This is a genomic window from Roseibium salinum (assembly GCF_026240905.1).
Classification (GTDB): domain Bacteria; phylum Pseudomonadota; class Alphaproteobacteria; order Rhizobiales; family Stappiaceae; genus Roseibium; species Roseibium salinum.
In genome coordinates this window covers 3526589-3550363 of sequence record NZ_JAPEVI010000003.1, presented here as the reverse complement: position 1 = coordinate 3550363, position 23775 = coordinate 3526589, and the positions used below count along the sequence as shown (strand labels likewise).

Below are 23775 nucleotides of genomic sequence, written 5' to 3'. Positions count from 1 at the left end.
GGCGCTTTCGACGTGCCGGGGCAACGGGGCGAAAACATGCGCGAAATATCCTTCGATACGGAAACCACGGGCCTCAATCCCCGCACCGGCGACCGTCTGGTCGAAATCGGCGGCGTGGAACTGATCAACCACGTCCCAACCGGCAACGTCTACCACGTCTACATCAACCCCGAGCGGGATATGCCGGAGGAAGCGTTCCGGGTGCACGGCCTCTCGGCAGAGTTCCTGTCCGACAAACCTCTGTTCGCCCATATTGCCGACGAGTTCCTCGAGTTTGTCGGCGATGCAACGCTGGTCATCCACAATGCGGCCTTCGACATGGGCTTCATCAATTTCGAGCTGGAAAAAGTCGGACGGCGGAAGATTCCCAACAGCCAGGTGATCGACACGCTGGAAATTGCCCGGCGCAAACACCCCACCGGCCCGAACTCCCTCGACGCGCTGTGTTCCCGCTACGGCATCGACAATTCCAGGCGCATCAAGCACGGAGCGCTACTCGACGCCGAGATCCTTGCCGAGGTCTATCTGGAACTGATCGGCGGACGGCAGACCGCGCTCGGCCTCGTTCTGGTGGAAGAAGAGATTACCGTCAGCGGCATCGTTTCCGAGCCGGGCCAGCTCGGCCCGTTCAACGCCAGATCAAGGCCGGCGCCGCTTCCGCCCCTCCTCCTGGAACAGGAATATCAAGCGCACAAGGTGTTCGTGGAGGGCATGGGCGAGGACGCCATCTGGGAAAAGTACCGCTGATTCGGGGTCCTGCCGCCAAGCCACTCGCAGGCGTGCGGGAAAATTGGTGTTGTGGGACACTCAGGCTGCGGCCTTGTATGTCCTGACGGTCAGCGCACCAGAAGCCAGCGCGCGGTGTCGAAATGCCGCTCGGGACAAGGGCTGCTGAAGCTCCAGGCCATTGTTTGGCCGATGGTCCAGAAGCGAGCCCGCTCGCGATCAAGCTCCAGGTCCTCGGACAACCGGTCCAGACGGAGAAGCGCGGCGGACTTGCTGTGGCCGATTTCGAAACTTCGCACGATGGGGCTCAGGCAAAATGCGGGGTCGCCGACAAGCGGCTTCGGATCGATCGCCAGCCATGGTTCACGTTCCGCCGACAGAATATTGTGCCCGTGAAGATCCTGGTGCAGGAGGGTCCCGCCTGGATCATCGCACGATAGTGCCCCCAATGCGGAAACGGCAGCCTCCACCAGATACTTCTCGCAAGGCTTGCCCGCAGCTCTCCAGTTGTTCTCCATCGATTGAGCCCACCGGCCCGCTTCCTCCTGCAGGCGGGCAAAAGGCGCATCCGCCGGTATCAGCAGCCGGCGAAGCAAGTCCGCAAGGATGTCAAGCTTGTCGGCCCGCGGACCTTCCGCCAGAAAACGGCCCGGGCGGCAGCGCTCCAGCAGCAGGGCTCCGATCTCCGGCGCGTGGTCAAGCAGCCGGATGGCGCCATTGCCGTTCCAGGCCTTGAGCGCATCTGCTTCGTGGCGTGTTTCCCGGTCGAGGAATTGCAGCTTGAGGACGGCGTCGGCGCCAGGGCGGGTGACAGGAAGAACGAAGGAGACACAGCCGCCTGCAAAGGGGGGTCCGGCCACGTCCACGTTGAAGCGATTGCAGGCCGCGGCCAGCAAATCCGGAAGAGACGCCAGCCAGGCTGCTCCGGCCTCGGTCTTCTCCAGCCAGCAAAGGCTTTCCGGAATGGGAAGGCCGGATGGGGATGGAACGCCTGACAAGAACCTGTTCCGGATGGTTACCTTCCTGCCGCTCTACAGCATGGACGGCAGAACGCGGTCCGGCGGACGGTGGCCGTCCATGAAGGTCTTGATGTTGATGATGACCTTTTCGCCCATCTCGATGCGGCCCTCGATCGTCGCCGAGCCCATATGCGGCAGCAGGAGGACGTTTTCCATCCTCGCCAGCTTCGGATTGACCGCCGGCTCGTGTTCGAAGACGTCGAGACCCGCACCCGCCAGTTCGCCGGCTTCCAGCATCCGGATCAGGGCATTTTCGTCGATGACTTCACCGCGGGCCGTGTTGACCACGTAGGCGTCTTTTTTCAGCAGTTTCAGGCGCCGGGCGGACAGCAGATGGAACGTTGCCGGCGTATGCGGGCAGTGGATCGAAACCACGTCCATGCGTGCCAGCATCTGGTCGAGGCTGTCCCAATAGGTCGCTTCGAGTTCTTCCTCGACGCTCTCCATCACGCGGCGGCGATTGTGATAGTGGATCGACATGCCGAAGGCCTTCGCCCGGCGGGCAACGGCCTGGCCGATGCGTCCCATGCCGATGATCCCGAGCCGTTTTCCCCAGATCCGGTGGCCGAGCATCCAGGTGGGCGACCAGCCGGCCCAGTCGCCGTCTTCGAGCGCCTTGATGCCTGCGGCAAGTCGCCGCGGCACGGCGAGCATTATCGCCATGGTCATGTCGGCGGTGTCTTCGGTCAACACGCCCGGGGTATTGGTGACGTTGATTCCCCGGTTGTTGGCGGTCACCACATCGATATTGTCGACGCCGTTGCCGAAGTTCGAAATCAGTTTGAGGTTTTCGCCGGCCTGGGACAGGACCGAGGAATCGATCCGGTCGGTCACCGTGGGGACGAGGACATCGGCAGTCCGGACGGCTTCCACCAGTTCCGCCTGGCTGTAGGGCCTGTCATTTTCATTGAGACGCGTTTCGAAAAGCTCACGCATTCTGGTTTCGACGACGTCCGGGAGCTTCCGGGTCACAACGACGACAGGCTTCTTCTTCGCCATACCAACTGCCTTTCGCGCTTCGTTGAGGAATTGTTAACCTCAACGGTTCCACCTTGACGCTGCGCGTTGCGCGAGCGGAAGAGACATCCCTTTCCTTACCAGATGGTCCGCCAGAAACAAGGGATCGGTTTCAATCGCCTCGCTTTCGGTCCGGCCAGAATCGGCCCGCTGGTTTTTGCGCAGCTTTTTCGGTACAGGTTTGCCTCGACGCAACGAACAATAACAGTTGGACATCCGGACAATATGGCCCGCTCAGTGGAATGCACCCGCCGTCTCTCCAGTCTGATCGCCAGACTGCTCGCCTGCGCAATGACAGTCATTGCCGCAACGGGTGGCACTGCTCTCGATGCTTCGGCGCAAGGCACGACCACCGGCGCGAGCGGCTTGCCGGTTCCCCGGTTCGTCAGTCTGAAGTCGGACCGCGTGAATGTCCGTGTCGGGCCCTCCCGCGACCACGATATTGCCTGGACGTTCGTCCATTCCGGACTGCCGGTCGAGATCATCCAGGAGTTCGACAACTGGCGCCGGATTCGCGATTGGGAAGGCAAGCAGGGTTGGGTGTTTCACTCGCTGCTGTCGGGCCGGCGCACGGCCCTCGTCACACCCTGGGAAAAGAACGACCGTACCCCGCTACGCGCCCGCGCCCGATCGGATGCGGATATCGTCGCGGAGCTTCAGCCCTTCGTGCTGACTTCCGTCAGCGAATGCGCGGGAGGCTGGTGCCGGGTGAATGGAGAGAAGTATGACGGCTGGCTCGACCAGACCCGGCTGTTCGGCGTCTATCCGGACGAAGTGATCGACGACTGATCGTCAAGGCGGACTGAATAAGCCAAAGGCGGCCGCCTGGCCGCCTTTTTGTTATTTGAAACCTGCCGGTGGCGGATTTTATTCCGCCTTCACTTCTTCCTGAACCTTCAATTCGCCCAGGCGCGGCATGGACATGATGTTGTAGCCGCTGTCGACGAAATGAATTTCGCCGGTTACGCCGCCCGACAGGTCGGAGAGCAGATAGAGCCCCGTGCCGCCGATCTCATCCAGCGAGACCGTCCGGCAGAGCGGCGAATTCCGCTTCTGGTAGTTGAACATCAGCCGGGCGTCCGAAACGCCCGAACCGGCGAGCGTACGCACCGGCCCGGCGGAGAGCGCGTTGACGCGGATATTCTGCTCGCCATAGTCGACCGCCAGGTAGCGCACGGAGGACTCCAGCGCCGCCTTTGCAACGCCCATGACGTTGTAGTTCGGCATCACCCTGGTGGACCCGCCATAGGTCAGCGTCACCATGGAGCCGCCATTCGGCATCAGCGCCGCGGCCCGCTTGGCAATTTCCGTGAAGGAGAAGCAGGAAATCAGCATCGTGCGGGCAAAGTTTTCCCGCGTGGTGTCGGCATATTTGCCGCGCAGTTCCGACTTGTCGGAGAACGCGATGGCGTGCACCAGGAAATCGATGCTGCCCCATTCTTCCTTCAGCGCATCGAAGACACTGTCGACAGAGGCGATGTCTTCAACGTCGCACGGAAGCAGGATGTTGGAGCCCACGGAGTCGGCCAGCGGCTTCGTCCGCCGCCCGAATGCCTCGCCCTGATACGTGAATGCGAGTTCCGCCCCTTGATCGGCAAGGGCCTTGGCGATCCCCCAGGCAATGGAATGATCGTTGGCAACGCCCATAATCAGGCCGCGTTTGCCCTTCATCAAATCAGACATTCAAAACTCCTCAGCCGTGGTAACGCGACAGCGCGAGCGACGCGTTTGTGCCGCCGAAGCCGAAGCTGTTGGAGAGCACGGTATCCAGTCCGGCGTCGTCAACACGCTCCATCGCGATCTCGCCAGGCTTGAGGGCCGGATCGAGCTCGGTGATGTTGGCCGAGGCGGCGATGAAATCATTTTGCAGCATCAAGAGACAGTAAATCGCTTCCTGAACCCCGGTGGCCCCAAGGCTGTGGCCGGTCAGGGACTTGGTGGAAGACGCCGGCGGCTGGTCTTCTCCGAAGACGCGGCGGATGGCTTCGATCTCGCCGAGATCGCCGACAGGTGTCGAGGTTCCGTGGGTGTTGATGTAGTTGACCTTGCGCTCGCCCAGGGATTCGATGGCAAGACGCATGCAGCGCTCACCGCCCTCGCCGGACGGGGCAACCATGTCGTAGCCGTCGGAATTGGCGGCATAACCGGTCACTTCGGCGTAGATCTTGGCGCCGCGGGCCTTGGCATGTTCCAGCTCTTCCAGAACCACGACACCGCCGCCGCCGGCAATCACGAAGCCGTCGCGGGTTGCGTCATAGGCGCGGGAGGCGCTCGCCGGCGTGTCATTGTACTTGGAGGACATGGCTCCCATGGCATCGAACAGGCACGACAGGGTCCAGTCGAGCTCCTCGCCGCCGCCGGCAAACATCACGTCCTGCTTGCCGAACTGGATCTGCTCGGTGGCCGCGCCGATGCAATGCGCGGAGGTGGAGCAGGCGGAGGTGATGGAATAGTTGATGCCCTTGATCTTGAACGGAGTCGCAAGGCAGGCGGAGTTGGTCGAACTCATGCAGCGGGTCACCATGAACGGACCCATGCGCTTCGGCGAGCCTTTTTCCAGAACCGTCTGGTGAGCCTGGAACAGGTTCTTGGTGGACGGTCCGCCGGATCCCATGATCAGGCCGGTGCGGGTGTTGGAAACATCGGTTTCTTCCATGCCGCTGTCGGCGATTGCCTGCTGCATGGCGATGTAGTTGTAGGCCGCGCCCTCGCCCATGAAGCGAAGCTGGCGCTTGTCGACCAGAGACGCGATATCGATGTCGGGTTTACCGTGGACCTGGCTTCTGAAGCCGTGTTCCGCATAATCCGGGGCGAAAGTGATACCGGACTTGCCCTCCCGCAGGCTCGTCAGCACTTCCTGTGCGTTCGATCCGATGGACGACACGATTCCAATGCCGGTGACGACAACGCGTCTCATTGCGGCCTCCTACTTTTCTCTCAAGTGCAGCATAGCTCCGAAAGGATTTAGAGCACGCATGCCTGTACACAATGTGCAAACCGGCGCTCCCGGGAAAGAAGAAGCGCCGGCCTGATATCGAACTCTATGGCCTGGGGTCAGGCCTGCGCCAGGCCCACGCGCAGGTCGGTCGCCTTGTAGATCTGTTCGCCGTCGGCCTTCAGCCAGCCATCGGCGATGCCGAGCACCAGGCGACCCTTCATGATCCGTTTGAAGTCCACGCCGTATTCGACCAGCTTGACTTCCGGCGTCACCATGCCCTTGAACTTCACTTCGCCCGTGGAAAGTGCCATGCCCTTGCCGGGCAGGCCCTGCCAGCCGAGATGGAAACCGGTCAGCTGCCAAAGCGCGTCGAGGCCGAGGCATCCGGGCATCACCGGATTGCCCTGAAAGTGGCACGGGAAGAACCACAGGTCCGGTTTGATGTCGAACTCGGCGCGGACATAGCCCTTGTCGAATTCGCCGCCGGTTTCGGAAATATCCGTGATCCGGTCGAACATCAGCATCGGCGGAAGGGGCAATTGCGCGTTGCCTTGGCCAAACAACTCGCCGCGGCCGCAGGCGAGGAGTGCTTCATAGTCGTAGCTGGAGCGGCGCTCGGTCATTCAAGATCCGTTTTCTTGTATCCTGCCCGGGGCATCCGGAGGCGGAACGGGTTTGTTTTCATTCGTTTGTGGCGTCTTCGTAACACAGGGGAACCCCTTTCGAAAGATACCTGTTACGTGATGTTACTCGGTTTTTCGGCTCAATTTGACAGATTTGAGCGTCATTGCGGCCAATGCTGCGACATTCGGCCGGAATCCGGCGGAGCGTTAAAAACTTGCATCTTGGGTACAAGAAATGGCAGATATAGGCCAATAGCTTCAAGAGACGGCGTCGCGCACCGCGTGTGCGCATTATATGATGCCGTTTGGAACGCGACTTGAGATCTGGACCAGACTGGAATGACGACACATATGGCGACTGAAACTGCCGGCAGGAATGTGACCGACATGCTGCGGGCCGCAGGTCTTCGGCCGACGCGCCAGCGGGTGTCACTGGCCGAGCTGCTTTATTCCAGGGGCGACCGGCACATCTCGGCCGAACTCCTGCACGAGGAAGCCGTTGCGGCGGATGTCCCGGTGTCGCTGGCCACGGTCTACAACACCCTGCACCAGTTCACCGAAGCCGGCCTTCTGCGTGAAGTCGCGATCGACGGCAACAAGACCTATTTCGACACCAACGTCTCCGACCACCACCACTTCTTCATCGAGGGCGAGAACCGGGTCATCGACATACCGGGCGAAGGGGTCGGCATCGGCAGGCTGCCGGAAGCGCCGGCCGGGATGGAAGTGGTGCGGGTCGACGTCGTCGTCCGCCTGCGCGAAAGACGCTGATCGCAACCGATCCTCACGGGGCCGCCTGCGCAAGTCCGCTCTCGACGTCGCTCTGCTGCCATAAATAGTAGTCGGATGTCTCGCCGATCTCGGTGAGATGCCGCTGGCCGTGGGCCTCGAAGCCGATTTTCTTGAGCAGATTGGCCGAGCGCACGTTGTCCGGATGCGTGATCGCGCAGAGTGTGCGCAGCTTCAGGCCGTCTGAGGCAAGGGTCAGCACTGCCTGGCCGGCCTCCCGGCCAAGGCCCCGTCCGCGAAACGCCGCCAGAAACGCAAAACCCAGATCCGGATAGGTGAGCTCCTTGCGCACAACCAGTCCGCAAATGCCGATCGGTTCTGCGGTCTCCTTCAGTTCCACCACCCACAATCCGACGCCAAAGGTGGCGAACCGGGCAAGGGACTTGGCTTCGATATACCGGCTTGCGTCGTCGATCGTTTTCACGCCGTGGTCGGCGATGAAGCGGATGTAATCCGGCTCATTCATCAGCCGATGATAAAAGGCCGCGTCATCAGGGGACGGCAGGCGGAAGCGCAGCCGCTCGCCGGCCGGAAAGGATCCGGACGGAAAGCTCACGCCGCGCTCTCCTTGTCGACCAGCGCCCTGGTCCGCAGCGCGATCTCCGGAACGGCGTCGAACTTTTCCTTCTCCGGGCTCTTGCAAAGATCATAGATCAGGCAGCGCCGGCATTCCGGCTTGCGCGCCTTGCAGATGTAGCGGCCATGCAGGATCAGCCAGTGGTGCGCGTGCAGGGCAAATTCCTTGGGAACGGTTTTCTCCATCGCCTTTTCCACGTCCAGCGGCGTCTTCCCCGGGGCGAGGCCGAGACGGTTGCCCAGCCGGAAAAGATGCGTGTCGACGGCGATCGTCGGATGGCCGAAATAGATGTTCAGCACCACATTCGCGGTCTTGCGGCCGACGCCGGCCAGATTTTCCAGCGCTTCGCGGTTTTCCGGAACGTCGCCGCCATGGTCGCGGATGAGTTGTTGGGACAGCAGGATGACGTTCTTTGCCTTGTTCTTGTAAAGGCCGATCGTCCTGATTTCCTCCCGCAGCCGGTCTTCGCCGAGCGCCACCATCTTCTCGGGCGTATCGGCGATCTCGAACAGGTGTCTGGTCGCCCTGTTCACGCCGACATCGGTCGCCTGGGCGGACAGGACCACGGCCACCAGCAGCGTGAAGGCGTTGACATAGTTCAGTTCGCCCTTCGGTTCCGGATTGTCCGCGTGAAACCTCTGGAAGATCTCGTATATTTCGGCCTTGCTGTAGCGCGAGCGCTTCAGCACCCTGCCGGGGTTATCGACCGAGGGCGTCTTTTTCCGGTTCGGGGCTGATTTTGCGGAACGCCCGGTTGCGGCGCTGGAGGGAGAGCTCTTTGCTTGCGTCATGTTCCTTCTATAATCTGAGCCCATGAGCGAGAACAATCCGAAACCTGATCCAGGTGATGAATCGGCCGATTTGAACCGGCCGTTTTTTTCCGCCGTCCTGACGCCCTACCGCTCTCTGGGGCCTCGTGGATTCCTGACCCTGATGGCATTCTTCGGTGCCGTCAGTTTCGTTGCCGGCATTCTGTTCTGGCGCATCGGCGCCTGGCCCGTGTTCGGGTTCTTCGGTCTGGACGTTGCGCTGATGTGGATGGCGTTCCGGATGAACTACAGCTCGGCGCGCGCCTTTGAGGAAGTCGTGATTTCCCGGCACGAAATCACGATCCGCAAGGTCGGCCCGGGCAACCGGTGTCAGGAATTCCGGTTCAATCCCGTCTGGGTGCGGCTGACGATCGACCGGCTCGAGGATGAGGGCGTTGTCAGGATTTCTCTGACCAGCCGCGGCGAAACCGTCGATATCGGCAATTTCCTGAATCCCGACGACCGGACAAGTTTCGCCGGAGCCATCGCGAATGCCCTGGCAACCGCAAAGGCCGGCGGCGTCTGACCTCAGCTTCGCTGTTCCGCGAGGGCCCTGGTCTTGCGGATCACCATCGGCTCGATTGCCAGAAGCAGGCCGGCGCAAACGGAAATCAGGCTGGCGACAAAGACCACGGTCCGGTAATCGAAGCTGTCCGCAATCAGCCCCATGGAAATGCTGCCGAGCATGCCTCCCAGGAACAGGCTGTTCATGAAGACGGCGGTTGCCCGGCCCGGCTTGTCCGGTGCGAAACTCTGCACATAGGTGATGGCAACCCCCGCAAACAGGCCGTAATAGGTGCCCTCGAGCATTGCGACGGCAACGACGCCGGCGATGCTGGTCACTTGCGTGAAGAGCATCATGGTCGTGAAGGCGGTGCAGGCCGCGGCGATCAGGACCGTGCGCACACCGGTGCGAAGCGCAATGCGCGCGGCGGAGTAAATCGTCACGACTTCGAAGAAGCATTTCACGCTGAGGGAAAGACCGGGCGTATATTCGGGTAGATTGATTTCCGTCACCAGATAAAGCGGCATGCTGCTGACGAAGAGCGAATTGGTGACCACGAAGCTGAGGCAGCACAAAGCGGCAAACAGCATGCCCCAATTGACGGCGCCGTTGCCGGACGGATGCTTTTCTCTCGGAGGCGCCCTGAAATCTCCGGGAATGCTGAAGAACCAGAAGGCGAGCCAGCCCAGGCCCATAAGCCCTGCAAGCCGGAACACGGCGTCGAATCCGAATAGCCCGATAAGGGAATAGGACAGCGCCGGCCCGGTCATCCAGGCCAGCGACGTCGCCATCCGCAAGGTCGCGTTGGTCTTGGTGACGTCCAGCCCGTTTCGTTCCGCATAGAGACGGCCATAGGTGAAGCTCGTGCTCAGCGCGGTGTTGGCGACGCTCATGAAAAGGCCGCCCAACAGCACCAGCGCCAGCAGATTCGGCCCTTGCAGCATGAGCAGGCAGAACATGAGAAACGCCAGGATCGCCACCAGCAACAACGGCTTGACCCGCATGCCGCTATCCAGCCATTCCCCAACGCGCCGGTTGCACAACAGCGTCAGCGGCGCGGTGAAGCCTGTATAGAGGCCGATCTTCCAGGGCGGTTCGCCGAGCCCGGTCACGATGAAGAAGCCGATCATCGGAATCAGCGACGACGCGCAAACCGTGCCGACGAACAGAAACAGAAAGATCAGCACCCCCTGGCGGGGCAGCTGCGGCAGAAATCTCATGAGATGGAAACCGGGTAGGCGGGAAAGAGGCAGGACACCAAGCCTAAACCTCCGGTTTCGAGATGTCACTAGGGATATCCGCTCAGGCCGCCACGCTCGGCAGTCAATCGTCCCTGCCCGCCTGAAGGGTCTTCAGGCGGTAAAGCGCTTCGAGCGCCTCGCGGGGCGTCATGTCGTCCGGATTGATCTCTTTCAACGCTTCGGTCATCGGATCCGGCTCCGCTGAGCCACCGGTTACGCTGGGCTGTCGTGCGGCGAGGCTTGCGAACAGCGGCAATTCGTCGATCAGGGTTTCGGGCGGCGCCCGGCGGTCCTGCTCTTCGAGCTGGCTCAGCACCTGCCTGGACCGCTCGACCACCGTTGCCGGCAATCCGGCGAGCTTGGCCACCTGTATGCCGTAAGACCGGTCGGCTGCGCCCGGCACGATCTCGTGCAGGAAGATCACGTCGCCCTTCCATTCCTTCACCGACACGGTGGCGTTGGACAGCCGGTCGAGCTTGGCGGAAAGCGCGGTCAGTTCATGATAATGGGTCGCGAACAGCGCCCGGGACCTGTTGACCTCATGCAGGTGCTCGATCGTTGCCCAGGCGATCGACAGACCGTCGAAGGTCGCCGTGCCCCGGCCGATTTCGTCTAGAATGACCAGCGACCGGTCGCTCGCCTGGTTGAGAATCGCCGCCGTCTCGACCATTTCCACCATGAAGGTGGAGCGGCCGCGGGCAAGATCGTCCGCCGCCCCGACGCGGGAGAACAGCCGGTCGATCACGCCGATATGGGCGCTCGAAGCCGGCACGAAAGCCCCCGTCTGGGCAAGGACGGCAATCAGCGCGTTCTGGCGCAGGAAAGTTGATTTACCGGCCATGTTCGGACCGGTGATCAGCCAGATATGGCCGATCTCTTCTTCGCCGCGCGGACCGAGATCCGCGTCGTTTGCAACGAAACCGTCGCCGCCGGATTTTCTCAGCGCCTGCTCGACGACGGGATGGCGGCCGCCCTTGATGTCGAAGGCGCGGCTGTCGTCGACCAGCGGACGGACGTAGTTATCCTCCTGGGCCAGTTTTGCCAGCGCCGCCGACACGTCGAGGATGCTCAGGCCGTGGGCGGCCGCCTTGATGGCGTCGCCCGCGTCGATGACCGCCCTGGCCAGGCGGTCGAAGATTTCCAGTTCGATGGCAAGCGACCGTTCCCCCGCGCTGGCGATCTTGGATTCAAGATCCGCCAGTTCGCGCGTGGTGAAGCGCATGGCGCCCGCCATCGTCTGGCGGTGGATGAACCGGCCGGGATCCGATGTCAGCTTCTCGGTCTGTGCGCTCGGCGCCTCGATGAACCAGCCCAGCACGTTGTTGTGCTTGATCTTCAGCGAGCGCAGGCCCAGTTCCTCGGCATATTCCGCCTGCAGCCTGGCGATAATCTTGCGGCTCTCATCGCGCAGCGAGCGCAATTCATCGAGGTCGGCGCTGTAGCCGGTGGCGACGAAGCCGCCGTCGCGCTTCAGAAGCGGCGGCTCTTCGCGGATGGCCGAGGTGAGCTCCGCGCCGAGTTCGTGGGGAGCCTGTTCCAGGCTTGCCCTTGCCGCGGCGATTTCCTCCGGAATGACGCCCGCCGTTGCACTGGTCTGGTCGAGAACGGCCCGGGCCGCCGCCAGCCCCTGGGCGACGGCGAGAATGTCGCGCGGCCCGCCCCGGTTCAGCGCAATGCGCGACAGCGCCCGCGCCATGTCCGGCGCGCCCTTCAGCATCTGGCGCAGGCCTTCGCGCATGATTTCGTTTTCGAGGAAGAAGGCGACGGCGTCGTGCCGGCGATGGATGCCGTCGACATTCACCAGCGGCCCGGCAAGCCGGCTTGCCAGAAGCCGGGAGCCGCCGCCGGTAACCGTCCGGTCGATCGTGGCGAGCAGCGAGCCCTGCCGTTCGCCGGAAAGCGTGCGGGACAGCTCGAGATTGGCGCGGGTTGCCGGGTCGATCAGCATTCGTCCGGCGCCGGCCTCGCGCACCGGCGGGTCCAGCGGCGGACGTTCGCCCAGCTGGGTCTTCTCGACATAGGCGAGGATCCCGGCAGCGGCTGAAAGTTCCGCCCGGCTGAAGGTTCCGAAACCGTCGAGCGTCTTCACGCCGAAATAATGCGCCAGCCGGTCGGCGGCCGTGGAACTGTCGAAAAACGCGCGGGGAACGGGCGACAGAGCCCCGCCCGCCTGCTCGGCCATCAGGCGGAGTTCGCGTTCCTGGAGCAGGTTGTCCGCCAGGATCAATTCGCGCGGCGACACCTGGGCAAGATCGGCCGCGAGCCGCTGATGGTCGGTTTCCGAGACCTGGAAAGAGCCCGTGGACATGTCGATCCAGGCGAGGCCGTAGACCGCGTCGCCCTCCAGGGAACCGCCCTTGAGGCGCGTGAGCGCCATCAGGTAGTTGTTGGCGCCCGCATCGAGCAGACGTTCTTCCGTCAGGGTGCCCGGCGTGACGAGCCGGACGACATCGCGCCGGACGACGGATTTCGAGCCGCGCTTGCGGGCTTCCGCGGGGTCCTCGGTCTGCTCGCAGACGGAGACCCGGTGGCCTTTCGCGATCAGCTTCTGCAGGTAGTCGTCGGCCGCGTGAACCGGAACGCCGCACATCGGGATGTCCTCGCCCTGATGCTTGCCGCGTTTGGTGAGCGTGATGCCCAGGGCCTTCGAGGCCACTTCGGCATCTTCGAAAAACAGCTCGTAGAAATCGCCCATCCGGTAAAACAGCAGGCTGTCCGGATTGGCGGTCTTGATCTCGATATACTGAGCCATCATCGGCGTGACTTTGGCGTCCGCCGGGGCCAATTCTTGCGCGCTCTGTCCACTCATGCCTGATACCTAACAAACTTGGACGCTCATTCCACAAAAGCGTTAGGGCATCTCGGCTTGAGGCTTCATTTTCCAGGGGATAAGGTCAAGCGCCGCGATACAACGAACACGATAAAGAGGGAACGCCCGCGCCATGGCCGCCGACAAGAAACCGACCAAGACAGCTGTCAGCTTTACCGATCAGGAAGCGCTCCAATTCCACCAGGAAGGGCGGCCGGGAAAACTGGAGATCACGCCGACCAAACCGATGGCCACGCAGCGCGACCTGTCGCTGGCCTATTCCCCCGGCGTGGCGGTTCCAGTGCTGGCGATCGCGGAGGATCCGAGCCGCGCCTATGACTACACCACCAAGGGCAACCTAGTGGCGGTGATTTCCAACGGAACCGCCATCCTGGGGCTGGGCAATCTGGGCGCACTGGCGTCCAAGCCGGTGATGGAGGGCAAGGCGGTGCTCTTCAAGCGCTTTGCCGATGTCGATTCCATCGACCTGGAGATCGATACCCAGGACGTCGATGAATTCATCAATTCCGTGCGTTATCTCGGCCCATCCTTCGGCGGCATCAACCTGGAAGACATCAAGGCGCCGGACTGTTTCATCATCGAGCAGCGCCTGCGCGAGGTGATGGACATTCCAGTCTTTCACGACGACCAGCACGGCACGGCCATCATCGCCGCGGCCGGTCTCATCAACGCCCTGCACCTGACGGGCCGGGACATGAAGGACACGAAAATCGTCTGCAACGGTGCCGGCGCCGCCGGGATCGCCTGTATCGAACTCATCAAGGCCATGGGCATTCCCCATCAGAACGTCACGCTCTGCGACACCAAGGGCGTGATCTACCAGGGCCGCGAGGAGGGCATGAACCAGTGGAAATCCGCCCATGCCATCGAAACCAAGGCCCGCTCGCTCTATGACGCGCTGAAGGGTGCGGACGTCTTCTTCGGCGTATCGGTCAAGGGAGCGCTCACGGCCGACATGCTGCGCGTGATGGCGCCCAATCCGATCATCTTCGCCATGGCCAACCCGGATCCGGAAATCACCCCGGAGGAAGCCGCGAGCATCCGCGATGACGCGATCGTCGCGACCGGCCGCTCCGATTACCCCAACCAGGTCAACAATGTCCTCGGCTTCCCGTATATCTTCCGCGGCGCGCTGGACGTTCAGGCAACCACCATCAACGACCAGATGAAAGTGGCCTGCGCCGAGGCCCTGGCGGAGCTTGCCCGCGAAGAGGTTCCCGACGAAGTGGCGGCCGCCTACCGCGGCACGCGGCCGAAATTCGGTCCCGAATACATCATTCCCGTTCCGTTCGACCCGCGCCTGATCCACACGATTCCGCTCGCGGTCGCCAAGGCCGCCATGGAGTCGGGCGTTGCCCGCCGGCCGATCGTCGACATGGAGGCCTACAAGCACCAGCTGTCCGCGCGGCGCGATCCGGTGGCCGGCACCTTGCAGCGGATCTTCTCCAAGGTCCGCCAGCAGCCGAAACGGGTTGTCTTTGCCGAAGGCGAGGAGGAACCGGTCATGCGCGCGGCGGTCAGCTTCGTATCGCAGGGTCTCGGCGAGGCGATCCTGATCGGCCGCGAGGACGAGATCCAGGCCATGGCCGAGCATGCGGGAATCGATATCGAGCGGCCGGGAATCTCCATCGAGAACGCGCGTCTGTCGAACCGCAACGCCGACTATGCGCAGTATCTCTACGGCCGCCTGCAGCGCCAAGGCTACCTGCTGCGCGATTGCCAGCGCATCGTCAACAACGACCGCAACTACTGGGGCGCCATCATGGTCGCGCGGGGCGACGCGGACGCCATGGTCACCGGTCTCACCCGCAACTATTCGGTTGCCCTGGAAACGGTCGCCGCCACCATCGACCCGAAGCCGGGCCACCGGGTCATCGGCGTTTCCCTGGCCCTTGCGCGCGGCCGCACGGTGCTGATCGCCGATACCGCCGTCATCGACATGCCGACTTCGGAGGAACTGGCCGATATCGCGGAGGAGGCGGCCCATGTCGCCCGCAAGCTCGGTTACGAGCCGCGGGTCGCGATGCTGGCCTATTCGACATTCGGCCACCCGAAGGGCGAGCGCTCGGAAAAGGTCCAGGAAGCCGTGAAGATCCTCGACCGGCGCCGGGTCGATTTCGAGTATGACGGCGAAATGGCCGCCGATGTCGCCCTCAACCTGGACCGGATGGCCGTCTATCCGTTCTGCCGCCTTACCGGCCCCGCCAACGTCCTCGTGATGCCCGCCTTCCACTCTGCGTCCATCTCCACCAAGATGCTGCAGGAACTGGGCGGCGCCACCGTCATTGGCCCGCTCCTGGTCGGCTTCGACAAGCCCATCCAGATCGTGCCCCTCGGCGCCAAGGACAGCGACATCGTCAACATGGCGGCAATCGCGGCGTTCAATGTGACGTGATCGCCTTCCCGACAGCGAAAAACAGCGGAGGTTCGGGCTCTCCGATCCCGGATCTCCGCTACGCTGCGTCCGGGATGATGAGGAGAAGACAGTGCGTCCCTCGCTCGTTCGTCATCCCGGCCAAGCGCGGCGCGAGCCGGGATCGGAGAGCCACAGTATTCGATTGGTGAAATAGGTCTGAATCCTTGTCAGCCTGGGTCTACATCCTCGCATCACGTCCCTACGAAACGCTCTATACGGGCGTGACCACCGATCTGGCCCGCAGGATTTACGAACACCGCGAAGGGCTGATCGAGGGGTTTTCGGAACGCTACGGCGTAAAATCACTGGTCTGGTATGAAAACTATCCCGAGATTGCCACGGCGATAAAGCGCGAAAAACAAATAATACGTTGGCGACGCAAATGGAAATTTGAGCTGATCGAGGCAATGAATCCGCGATGGGACGACCTCTATCTCGCCCTGAATTGCTAGACGCCACCGCGTCTTCCCGGCCAAGCGCGGCACGAGCGGGTACGCAGAGGTGCATTTCTCTCCTTATCAGCGGAAGTTCGGGCTCTCCACACCGGCAATTGCCCGGCCGGATCCATTCTCTTTTGACAAACCCGGCCGCAAGGGCGATATCTCCAGATTATGTCGGATATGAAAGTCAAAATCTGCGGTCTCTCCACCGAGGACACCATGGAAGCTGCCCTGGACGCCGGGGCGGACATGGTGGGTCTGATGTTTTTTCCAAAGAGCCCGCGCCATGTTACGCTGAGCCAGGCCTGCAGGCTGGCGGACATGGCCCGTGGCAAGGCGGAGATCGTGGCGCTGACGGTCAATATGGATCCGGACGGCCTGTCGCGGATCAACGAGCTTGTGAAGCCCGACATCTTCCAGCTGCACGGTACCGAGGCCCCGGAAGCCTGCGCGGCAATAAAGGTCATGCAGGGCACGAAGGTCATGAAGGCGGTGCCGGTTGCCGAAAAGGCGGACCTGGAACAGGCGCATTATTATGACATTGTCGCGGACTGGCTCCTGTTCGACGCCAAACCGCCCCCCGGGTCCGAACTGCCTGGCGGCAACGGCGTCTCCTACGACTGGACCCTTCTGAAAGACCTTGACCTTCAGAAGCCCTTCATGCTTTCCGGGGGACTGGATGCGGACAATGTCAGGGAGGCCATCCGGCAGAGCGGGGTGACGGCGGTCGACGTCTCCTCCGGTGTCGAGCGGGAAAAGGGCGTCAAGGACGCCGATCTCATTCGCGCTTTTGTGGCTGCGGCCAAAGGCGTCTGATTTCCGGGCAACCGGTTACTCGAGGAGTTTACGCGTGAACGATTTGGCGAACAGCATCCGGAAGGGTCCGGACGATCGCGGGCATTTCGGCATTTTCGGCGGTCGCTATGTCGCCGAAACGCTGATGCCGCTGATCCTGGACTTGGAGCAGCACTACAAGGATGCCAAGAACGATCCAGCCTTCCATGCCGAGATCGAAAATCTCAACAAGCACTACACGGGCCGCCCGTCGCCGCTCTATTTCGCCGAGCGCCTCACCGAGGAGCTTGGCGGCGCGAAGATCTATTTCAAGCGCGACGAGCTGAACCACACCGGCTCCCACAAGATCAACAACTGCCTCGGCCAGATTCTCCTGGCCAAGCGCATGGGCAAGACGCGCATCATCGCGGAAACCGGCGCCGGCCAGCATGGCGTGGCAACGGCCACGGTCTGCGCGCGCTTCGGCCTGCCCTGCGTCGTCTATATGGGCAAGACCGATGTGGAGCGGCAGAAGCCGAACGTCTTTCGCATGAAGCTGCTTGGCGCGGAAATCGTTCCGGTCACCGCCGGTGCCGGCACGCTCAAGGATGCCATGAACGAGGCGCTGCGCGACTGGGTGACCAATGTCGACGACACCTATTATCTGATCGGCACCGCCGCCGGCCCGCACCCCTATCCGGAAATGGTGCGTGATTTCCAGTCGGTGATCGGTAAGGAACTGCGCGAGCAGATGATGGAAGCCGAGGGCCGTCTTCCGGACGCGCTGGTGGCGGCCGTCGGCGGCGGCTCCAACGCCATTGGCCTGTTCCACCCGTTCCTGGATGACAAGGACGTCAAGATCTACGGCGTCGAAGCCGGTGGCCGGGGTCTTGAAGGCGAAGAGCACTGCGCTTCGCTGACCGCCGGGAAACCCGGTGTTCTGCACGGCAACCGGACATATCTTCTCCAGGACGACGACGGACAGATCCTGGAAGGCCACTCCATCTCCGCCGGCCTCGACTATCCGGGCATCGGGCCGGAGCATTCCTGGCTGAAGGAAATCGGCCGCGTGCAATATGTGCCCGTCATGGACGATGAAGCTCTGGAAGCCTTCCAGCTTCTCACCCGCGTCGAAGGCATCATCCCGGCGCTCGAGCCGGCCCACGCACTTGCCCACGTCGTCAAGCTGGCGCCGCAGATGGACAAGGACCAGATCCTGGTCATGAACCTGTGCGGACGCGGCGACAAGGACGTCTTCACGGTCGGCAAGATGCTGGGCTTCGATCTCTGATCGGCTTCTGCCGACGATTTCAGCGTTAACAGACGTAGCCGCGCGCTTTCAAAGACGCGCGGCTTTTCGTTTGGATCGACCGCCTCACGGTGCCGTCGAACTATTCGGTTAACCAGCCCTACGTTTTTGGAAATGCTGCAATGCAAACTTGTCGGTTGTGACTTGCCCGGCAAGGATTAGATCTGGGCCAAGGAAACGGGCTCCGATGTGCCCACTGCGAAGGAACAAGGAAATGGCATTCGATCTTTTGAGCGGCTTCTTCCGCGACATTCGCGCTGCTCGCCGGGTCGCCAGCGAAATCGAGCGCATGAACTACATGTCCGATGCTCAGTTGTCCGATCTCGGCCTGGAGCGTAACCAGATCGCCAGCCGCGCCTTCAACAGGCATTTCAAGCGGCGTTGACCGGACCGGACTGATCACACGACGACGCTTGCCTCGGGAATGGGGCCGGGTCTCTTGATCGACTCGAAAGCCGTGCGTTCAGGCGCGCGGCTTTTGTTTTGCGATCGGCTTGGCCGTCAGAACCGCCTCGAGAAGCTGCTGGCGGCCGCGCGCATCCAGATTTGCCGCCTGCTGCAGCAAGACAGGATCTGTCTGTTCGATGGCGCCATGGACCTGGGCCGCATGCGGCGCACGACCAGTGCCGATGCCTATCATGCGCCGCCAAAGCTTTTCGCTCAGCGGGGCCGGGGCGGGTTCGAAGAGGGAATGGGCCAATTTCGGCTCCTTGTTTTTGTTCGATGGCTTGATAATACCGAACATAGGCGCACGCAGTGCATTTTTCCAGCAGTCAATCGTGCGTAACTCGCGGTTGAGCCATGCAGAAACGGCAATCCTGCGCCGGAATGCCGGAAGGCTGCGCGATCCGGGGTCGCCGGTGCTCCGGATTTCTGGTGAACGTGCCGGAATTCACGACGGCTATTCCGTCCCGTTTGTGCATTGATAGATTGACATAGGACGCGCTGCCCTCGTACATCGCAGGAACGAAAAAGCCTGAAACACGTGAGAAAGGCTTGAAGAAGGGTAGCAGTGAATGACGGAAACGCGTATCGACCGCCGTTTTAAAGCCTGTGCGGATGCCGGCCGGCCGGCTCTGGTCACGTTCATCACCGCGGGCGATCCGGATCTGCAGACCTCGCAAGCCGTTCTCAACGCCCTTCCCGCCGCCGGCGCCGACGTGATCGAGCTCGGCATGCCGTTTTCCGATCCGATGGCGGAAGGCATTCCGATCCAGCTTGGCAACCAGCGGGCCCTGGCCGCCGGCCAGACCATGGACAAGACGCTGGACATGGTGCGCGCGTTCCGCAAACAGGATCAGGACACACCCATCATCCTGATGGGCTACTACAATCCGATCTATGTTCGCGAGCCGAAAAAATTCGTCGAGGTTGCAAGGGACGCCGGGGTCGACGGCTTCATCATCGTCGACATTCCGGCAGAGGCCGACGATGAACTCTGCATTCCGGCGATCGAAGCGGGACTGAATTTCATCCGCCTGGCGACCCCGACCACGGACGACAAGCGGCTTCCCGCCGTTCTGGCCAATACGTCCGGTTTCGTTTATTACGTCTCGGTGACCGGTATCACCGGTGCCGACATCGCCGATACGGGCCGGGTCACCGCGGCGGTCAATCGCATCAAGAAGCACACCGACCTGCCGGTCGCCGTCGGCTTCGGCGTCAAGACCGCGGAACAGGCTGCCGTCATCGGCAAGGACGCCGATGGCGTCGTCGTCGGGTCGGTTCTGGTCAACGCCATCCGCAACAGTCTGGACGAGGCCGGCCGTGCAACGGACGGGACCGTTCGGGCCGTGACCGACCTGGTTGCCGATCTCGCCGCCGGCTGCGCCCGGGCACGCTCGGCGTGAATTGAAGATTTCCGGCGGAAGCCCATATCTCCGCCAGACGACAACTCGAACACACGGACGCGTTTGACGTGAACTGGATCAACTCTATCGTACGCCCCAAGATCCGAGATCTTTGGAAGAAGCGCGAAGTTCCGGAGAACCTCTGGATCAAGTGCCCGGAAACTGGCGAGATGGTGTTTCACCGGGATCTGGAGGCCAATCTGTGGGTCATTCCGAATTCCGGCCACCACATGCGCATCCCGGCGCGCAAGCGTCTGGAATCGTTTTTCGACGAGGGCCAGTATACCCGCGTCAAGACGCCGGACGTGCAGGCAGATCCGCTCAGGTTCCGTGACAACAAGCGCTATAGCGAACGCATGAAGGAAGCCCGGTCCAAGACCGGCGAGGAAGAAGCCATCCATGTCGCCCAGGGCAAGGTCAACGGCGTGGACATCACCGCCGCCGTGCAGGATTTCAGCTTCGTCGGCGGATCCCTCGGCATGGCCGTTGGCGAGGCCATCCTTGCAGGCATGCTGAAGGCCGTGGAAGACGGGACCCCGTTCGTGATGTTCGCCGCCTCCGGCGGTGCCCGCATGCAGGAGGGCATCCTGTCGCTGATGCAGATGCCGCGCACCACCGTTGGCATTCAGATGCTGCGCGAAGCGGGCCTTCCCTATATCGTCGTCCTGACCAACCCGACCACCGGCGGCGTGTCCGCCTCCTATGCAATGCTGGGCGATGTGCAGATCGCCGAGCCGGGTGCACAGATCGGTTTTGCCGGCCGGCGGGTCATCGAGCAGACGGTGCGCGAAAAGCTTCCGGACGATTTCCAGACGGCCGAATACCTCCTCGACCACGGCATGATCGATATGGTCGTGCCGCGCCAGCAGATGAAGGATACCGTCTCCCGGATCTGCAGCATCCTGATGAAGCGTGAGGTCGAGCTGCCGCACATGGCGCTGGAGGCCCCCGCGGAACCGGAGCCGGAACCGGCAGTCGAAGTCGAGCCCGACGAACCGGCCGACAAACCCGAAAAAGAGACCGGAACAGCCGGTTGAGATTCATTTTTCCCGCCAGATGTCGTGAAAGCGGCATGAGATGACGATTAAGAGCTGTCCGCTTGTCTTGCCGGCGGCCATCTCGTAAAGGCGTATCTGAGGGACTGACCCCGGTACAATCGGTAACATGCTGAACACGGGACGAAGGGACCCTGCGGAGGGCGCCTTGGATCAAATCACCACAATCCTCGACCGGTTGCTGGCTCTGCACCCGAAGGAGATCGACCTCTCGCTCGGGCGCATGCACCGGCTGCTTGCGGCGCTTGGCAATCCGGAAAAGCGTTTGCCACCGGTCATCCATGTTGCCGGGACCAACGGCAAGGGCTCCGTGACCGCCACCATGCGCGCGGTCCTGGAAGCCTCGGGCAGGCGCTGCCACGTCTATACGTCGCCGCACCTGGTCTCGTTCAACGAGCGCATCCGGCTTGGAACGGACGGGAAGTTCGTGTCCGATCCCCTGCTCTATGACGCGCTGCACCGCTGCGAGGAAGCCAATTGCGGCGAGGAGATCACGTTTTTCGAGATCACCACCGCCGCCGCCTTCCTGCTGTTCGCCGAGAATCCGGCGGACGTTCTGCTTCTGGAAGTGGGACTTGGCGGGCGTCTGGACGCGACCAACGTTATCGACCGTCCGCTGGCATGCGTCATCACGGCCATCTCCTTGGATCACGAAAAGTTCCTGGGAGAGGATGTGGCGGCGATCGCGGCCGAGAAGGCAGGTATCATCAAGTGGGAGACGCCGGTCGCGTGCGCGGAGCAGGACGATGCGGCCCTGCGCGTGATCGCACGACAGGCGGCCCGCAACCGCGCGGACCTGAGCGTCTGCGGCCAGGATTTCGCCGCCCAGGAGGACCAGGGCCGGCTCGTCTATCAGGATGACGAGGAACTGATCGACCTGCCGCTGCCGGTGCTCAACGGCCGCTATCAGATCGCCAATGCGGGCCTGGCGCTCGCCGCCTTGAAAACGGCCGGGCTGCTGCCGGAGCCGGGCGTCATCGCCGAGGGTCTGAAATCGGTGAACTGGCCGGGCCGGCTCCAGCCGCTGATGCACGGCCCGATCTTCGACCTGTGCCCGCCCGATTCGGAAGTCTGGGTCGATGGCGGCCATAATCCGAGCGCCGGTATTTCCGTCGCCGAATTCATGGGCGAACAGGAAGAGCGCGCCCCGCGCCCGCTCTACCTCGTCACCGGCATGCTCACGACCAAGGACCCGGTCGGGTTTTTCCGGGCCTTTGAAGGGCTGGTGCGCCATGTCGGCACGGTGCCGGTGTCAACGGCGACAACCGGAAGAACGCCGGAGGAACTCGCTGATCTTGCCCGGTGCGCCGGGCTGGAGGCAACGCCGTTCCCCTCGCTGGACGCGGCGCTTGCGGACGTGGCAGCCTGTGCGGCAAAGGACGGTGAAGCGCCGAGGATCCTGATCTGCGGTTCGCTTTATCTCGCCGGCGAAATACTGGCCCGCAACGCCATGGCGCCGACTTAAGGGGACGTCCTGAGACGAGGTCCCGGCGCGCCACCAGCACTTGAAGAAAGATCGACCTGAAAGCAGGTCGGTCCAGGAGGCCCCAATGATGCGTCACTTGTTTAAGGCTCCAGCCTGGCTTGCCGGGCTGATGACAGGAGCGTTTGTCCTGGCCGGCCCCGCCCTGGCGCTTTCCGGACAGTATGAAACGCCGCCGGAACAGGACCCGGCCGTCGTCCTGGACGGCAAGGAGCTGGGTCCCGGCTATGCGGTTCTGCCGCCCGTGCGCAGTGACGGTTTCCTGCGCATCTATCAGCTCCAGACGGATCTCGGCGTCGAACAGGTCGAGGGCGACGGCCTCTTGAAGCTCCGGCTGTCGGAAATGCGCGTGCTCGTCGCGCTGGAAGGGCTCAAGAAGGACGCAAGTTTCATGGCTGGCCTGAAACAGGCGGCGATGAAACCCGTCGACTTTGTCGGAAGCACCGTGACGGACCCGGTCGGAACCGCAAAAAGCACCGTCTCCGGCGTCGGGCGCATGTTCGGCCGCCTGGCCAAGGGCGTGGAAGCCGTGGCGACCGGCAAGGGCGGCTCGCCGGCCGAGATTGCCAGCACGATCACCGGTCAGGGCAGTGCGCGCCGGGAACTCGCCGTCGACCTCGGCGTCGACCCGTACACCTTCTATCGGCCCCTTTCGGACAAGCTGAATGAAACCGCCAGCGTCACGGCCGCGGGAAGCTGGACCGTCAAGGCAATCACCGGCCTGTTGCCCGGGGGCCTCATCGTCAACACGGCCAGCGCCGCCGACGATTACCGCAATCTCGTTGTCGACAGCACCCCGTCGGAATTACAGGACCGCACGGCGGCCGCGTTCCGCAATGCCGGGGTCTCGGAAGCCACGATCACGAACATTTCGGCCAGTCCCTTTTACACCGCCACCGAAAAGGCGGTCATCGCCTATCAGCTTCAGGCGATGCCCGGCGTCCGGGACCTGGAACTGGTCGCCGCCAAGGCCGCCGAGGCGGACAGCAGGGACGTCGCCTATTTCCAGCTCCGCCGCGTGGTTCTGCTTGAGACGTATAATCGCAGCATATCTCCTCTCGGCGACATGAAGCTGGTGTCCGGCATCCCGGTCGCCATCCGGCGGGACGGAATCGCGGCCGTCGTCATGCCGCTGGATATCGTCGCCTGGACCGAAACGGCCGCCCGGACCTTTTCCACCCTGCAGGAAGGCCTCAGGGACCTGGCCTTGCCGCCTTCGGGCGTCGACTTCCTGGTCACCGGCGACGTGACGCCCATGGCCGCCGAACGCATCGCCTCCTTCGGCTGGGAAATCACCGGCAACTACCCGATGCCGGCGGGGTCGGTTCACTAAACCACCATGTCGCCACGCGGATCAGCGGCTCGACCAGGCGC

23 protein-coding genes are annotated in these 23775 nt (G+C 62.6%); 13 read left to right on the top strand and 10 right to left on the bottom strand.

The features are described from left to right. The first annotated feature begins 36 nt into the window (after window positions 1-36). Entirely contained in the window at window positions 37-747 is a 711-nt protein-coding gene (dnaQ, locus tag ON753_RS20975) for a DNA polymerase III subunit epsilon (protein WP_265967221.1), read from the top strand. An 89-nt stretch (window positions 748-836) separates the two neighbouring features. Here the strand turns inward: dnaQ and ON753_RS20970 are convergent, their stop codons facing one another. After that, entirely contained in the window at window positions 837-1724 is an 888-nt protein-coding gene (locus tag ON753_RS20970; RefSeq protein WP_265965116.1) for an aminoglycoside phosphotransferase family protein, read from the bottom strand. Between the two features lie 33 nt (window positions 1725-1757). Beyond that, window positions 1758-2744 carry a 2-hydroxyacid dehydrogenase gene (locus tag ON753_RS20965; protein WP_265965114.1) on the bottom strand — a complete coding sequence of 329 codons (987 nt, stop codon included), beginning with the start codon at window positions 2742-2744 and terminating at the stop codon, window positions 1758-1760. 309 nt (window positions 2745-3053) lie between these two features. Here ON753_RS20965 and ON753_RS20960 point away from each other — a divergent pair, with 309 nt between their 5' ends. Then, window positions 3054-3551, top strand: coding sequence for an SH3 domain-containing protein (locus ON753_RS20960; RefSeq protein ID WP_265967220.1), 498 nt, complete (start codon window positions 3054-3056; stop codon window positions 3549-3551). A gap of 78 nt (window positions 3552-3629) precedes the next feature. Here ON753_RS20960 and fabI read toward each other — a convergent pair whose 3' ends face one another. The 3 genes from fabI to fabA all read right to left on the bottom strand — a co-directional run bounded on the left by fabI (window position 3630) and on the right by fabA (window position 6323). Next, window positions 3630-4445: an enoyl-ACP reductase FabI gene (fabI, locus tag ON753_RS20955; protein ID WP_265965112.1), complete on the bottom strand. Its 816-nt coding sequence runs from the start codon at window positions 4443-4445 to the stop codon at window positions 3630-3632. A 10-nt stretch (window positions 4446-4455) separates the two neighbouring features. Beyond that, on the bottom strand, window positions 4456-5679 hold the full coding sequence (gene fabB, locus ON753_RS20950; RefSeq protein WP_265965110.1) for a beta-ketoacyl-ACP synthase I: 1224 nt from the start codon (window positions 5677-5679) through the stop codon (window positions 4456-4458). Window positions 5680-5816: 137 nt separating this feature from the next. Next, window positions 5817-6323 (bottom strand): 3-hydroxyacyl-[acyl-carrier-protein] dehydratase FabA, encoded by a 507-nt coding sequence (fabA, locus tag ON753_RS20945; RefSeq protein WP_265965108.1) that lies wholly within the window; start codon window positions 6321-6323, stop codon window positions 5817-5819. A 351-nt stretch (window positions 6324-6674) separates the two neighbouring features. On the opposite strand from fabA, the gene irrA reads away from it, so the two are divergent. Next, window positions 6675-7094, top strand: coding sequence for an iron response transcriptional regulator IrrA (gene irrA / locus ON753_RS20940; protein ID WP_265965106.1), 420 nt, complete (start codon window positions 6675-6677; stop codon window positions 7092-7094). Window positions 7095-7107: 13 nt separating this feature from the next. On the opposite strand, the gene ON753_RS20935 is transcribed toward irrA, so the two are convergent. After that, a complete protein-coding gene (locus ON753_RS20935) occupies window positions 7108-7668 on the bottom strand; it encodes a GNAT family N-acetyltransferase (protein WP_265965104.1) in 561 nt (186 codons plus the stop codon). Further along, window positions 7665-8480, bottom strand: coding sequence for an endonuclease III (gene nth, locus ON753_RS20930; protein ID WP_265965101.1), 816 nt, complete (start codon window positions 8478-8480; stop codon window positions 7665-7667). Before nth ends, ON753_RS20935 begins: the two co-directional genes overlap by 4 nt. 22 nt (window positions 8481-8502) lie before the next feature. Between nth and ON753_RS20925 the strand changes: the two genes are divergently transcribed. Beyond that, complete coding sequence (locus tag ON753_RS20925) at window positions 8503-9024, top strand: DUF2244 domain-containing protein (protein WP_265965100.1); 522 nt, start codon at window positions 8503-8505, stop codon at window positions 9022-9024. Window positions 9025-9026: 2 nt separating this feature from the next. Here ON753_RS20925 and ON753_RS20920 read toward each other — a convergent pair whose 3' ends face one another. After that, window positions 9027-10223, bottom strand: a complete 1197-nt coding sequence (locus ON753_RS20920) for an MFS transporter (RefSeq protein ID WP_265965098.1) — start codon at window positions 10221-10223, stop codon at window positions 9027-9029. A gap of 103 nt (window positions 10224-10326) precedes the next feature. Beyond that, the gene (gene mutS, locus ON753_RS20915; protein ID WP_265965097.1) at window positions 10327-13053 is read right to left on the bottom strand and encodes a DNA mismatch repair protein MutS; all 2727 of its coding nucleotides are present in this window, start codon (window positions 13051-13053) and stop codon (window positions 10327-10329) included. Between the two features lie 133 nt (window positions 13054-13186). Between mutS and ON753_RS20910 the strand changes: the two genes are divergently transcribed. From ON753_RS20910 to ON753_RS20890, 5 genes are all read left to right on the top strand, one after another. Continuing rightward, window positions 13187-15469 (top strand): NADP-dependent malic enzyme, encoded by a 2283-nt coding sequence (locus ON753_RS20910; protein ID WP_265965096.1) that lies wholly within the window; start codon window positions 13187-13189, stop codon window positions 15467-15469. A gap of 185 nt (window positions 15470-15654) precedes the next feature. Then, window positions 15655-15942, top strand: a complete 288-nt coding sequence (locus tag ON753_RS20905; protein WP_265965094.1) for a GIY-YIG nuclease family protein — start codon at window positions 15655-15657, stop codon at window positions 15940-15942. Between the two features lie 159 nt (window positions 15943-16101). Further along, window positions 16102-16746 (top strand): phosphoribosylanthranilate isomerase, encoded by a 645-nt coding sequence (locus tag ON753_RS20900; protein WP_265965092.1) that lies wholly within the window; start codon window positions 16102-16104, stop codon window positions 16744-16746. Window positions 16747-16780: 34 nt separating this feature from the next. Then, window positions 16781-17995, top strand: coding sequence for a tryptophan synthase subunit beta (gene trpB / locus ON753_RS20895; protein WP_265965090.1), 1215 nt, complete (start codon window positions 16781-16783; stop codon window positions 17993-17995). A gap of 232 nt (window positions 17996-18227) precedes the next feature. Beyond that, window positions 18228-18398 (top strand): hypothetical protein, encoded by a 171-nt coding sequence (locus tag ON753_RS20890; protein ID WP_265965088.1) that lies wholly within the window; start codon window positions 18228-18230, stop codon window positions 18396-18398. Window positions 18399-18476: 78 nt separating this feature from the next. Here ON753_RS20890 and ON753_RS20885 read toward each other — a convergent pair whose 3' ends face one another. Beyond that, complete coding sequence (locus ON753_RS20885) at window positions 18477-18713, bottom strand: hypothetical protein (protein WP_265965086.1); 237 nt, start codon at window positions 18711-18713, stop codon at window positions 18477-18479. Between the two features lie 316 nt (window positions 18714-19029). On the opposite strand from ON753_RS20885, the gene trpA reads away from it, so the two are divergent. The 4 genes from trpA (at window position 19030) to ON753_RS20865 (ending at window position 23734) form a co-directional block, all read left to right on the top strand. Then, window positions 19030-19863: a tryptophan synthase subunit alpha gene (trpA, locus tag ON753_RS20880; RefSeq protein WP_265965084.1), complete on the top strand. Its 834-nt coding sequence runs from the start codon at window positions 19030-19032 to the stop codon at window positions 19861-19863. A gap of 68 nt (window positions 19864-19931) precedes the next feature. Then, on the top strand, window positions 19932-20900 hold the full coding sequence (gene accD / locus ON753_RS20875) for an acetyl-CoA carboxylase, carboxyltransferase subunit beta (RefSeq protein ID WP_265965082.1): 969 nt from the start codon (window positions 19932-19934) through the stop codon (window positions 20898-20900). Window positions 20901-21066: 166 nt separating this feature from the next. Continuing rightward, on the top strand, window positions 21067-22383 hold the full coding sequence (locus ON753_RS20870; RefSeq protein ID WP_265965080.1) for a bifunctional folylpolyglutamate synthase/dihydrofolate synthase: 1317 nt from the start codon (window positions 21067-21069) through the stop codon (window positions 22381-22383). A gap of 88 nt (window positions 22384-22471) precedes the next feature. After that, entirely contained in the window at window positions 22472-23734 is a 1263-nt protein-coding gene (locus tag ON753_RS20865; RefSeq protein WP_265965077.1) for a hypothetical protein, read from the top strand. The last annotated feature ends 41 nt before the right edge of the window (window positions 23735-23775 follow it).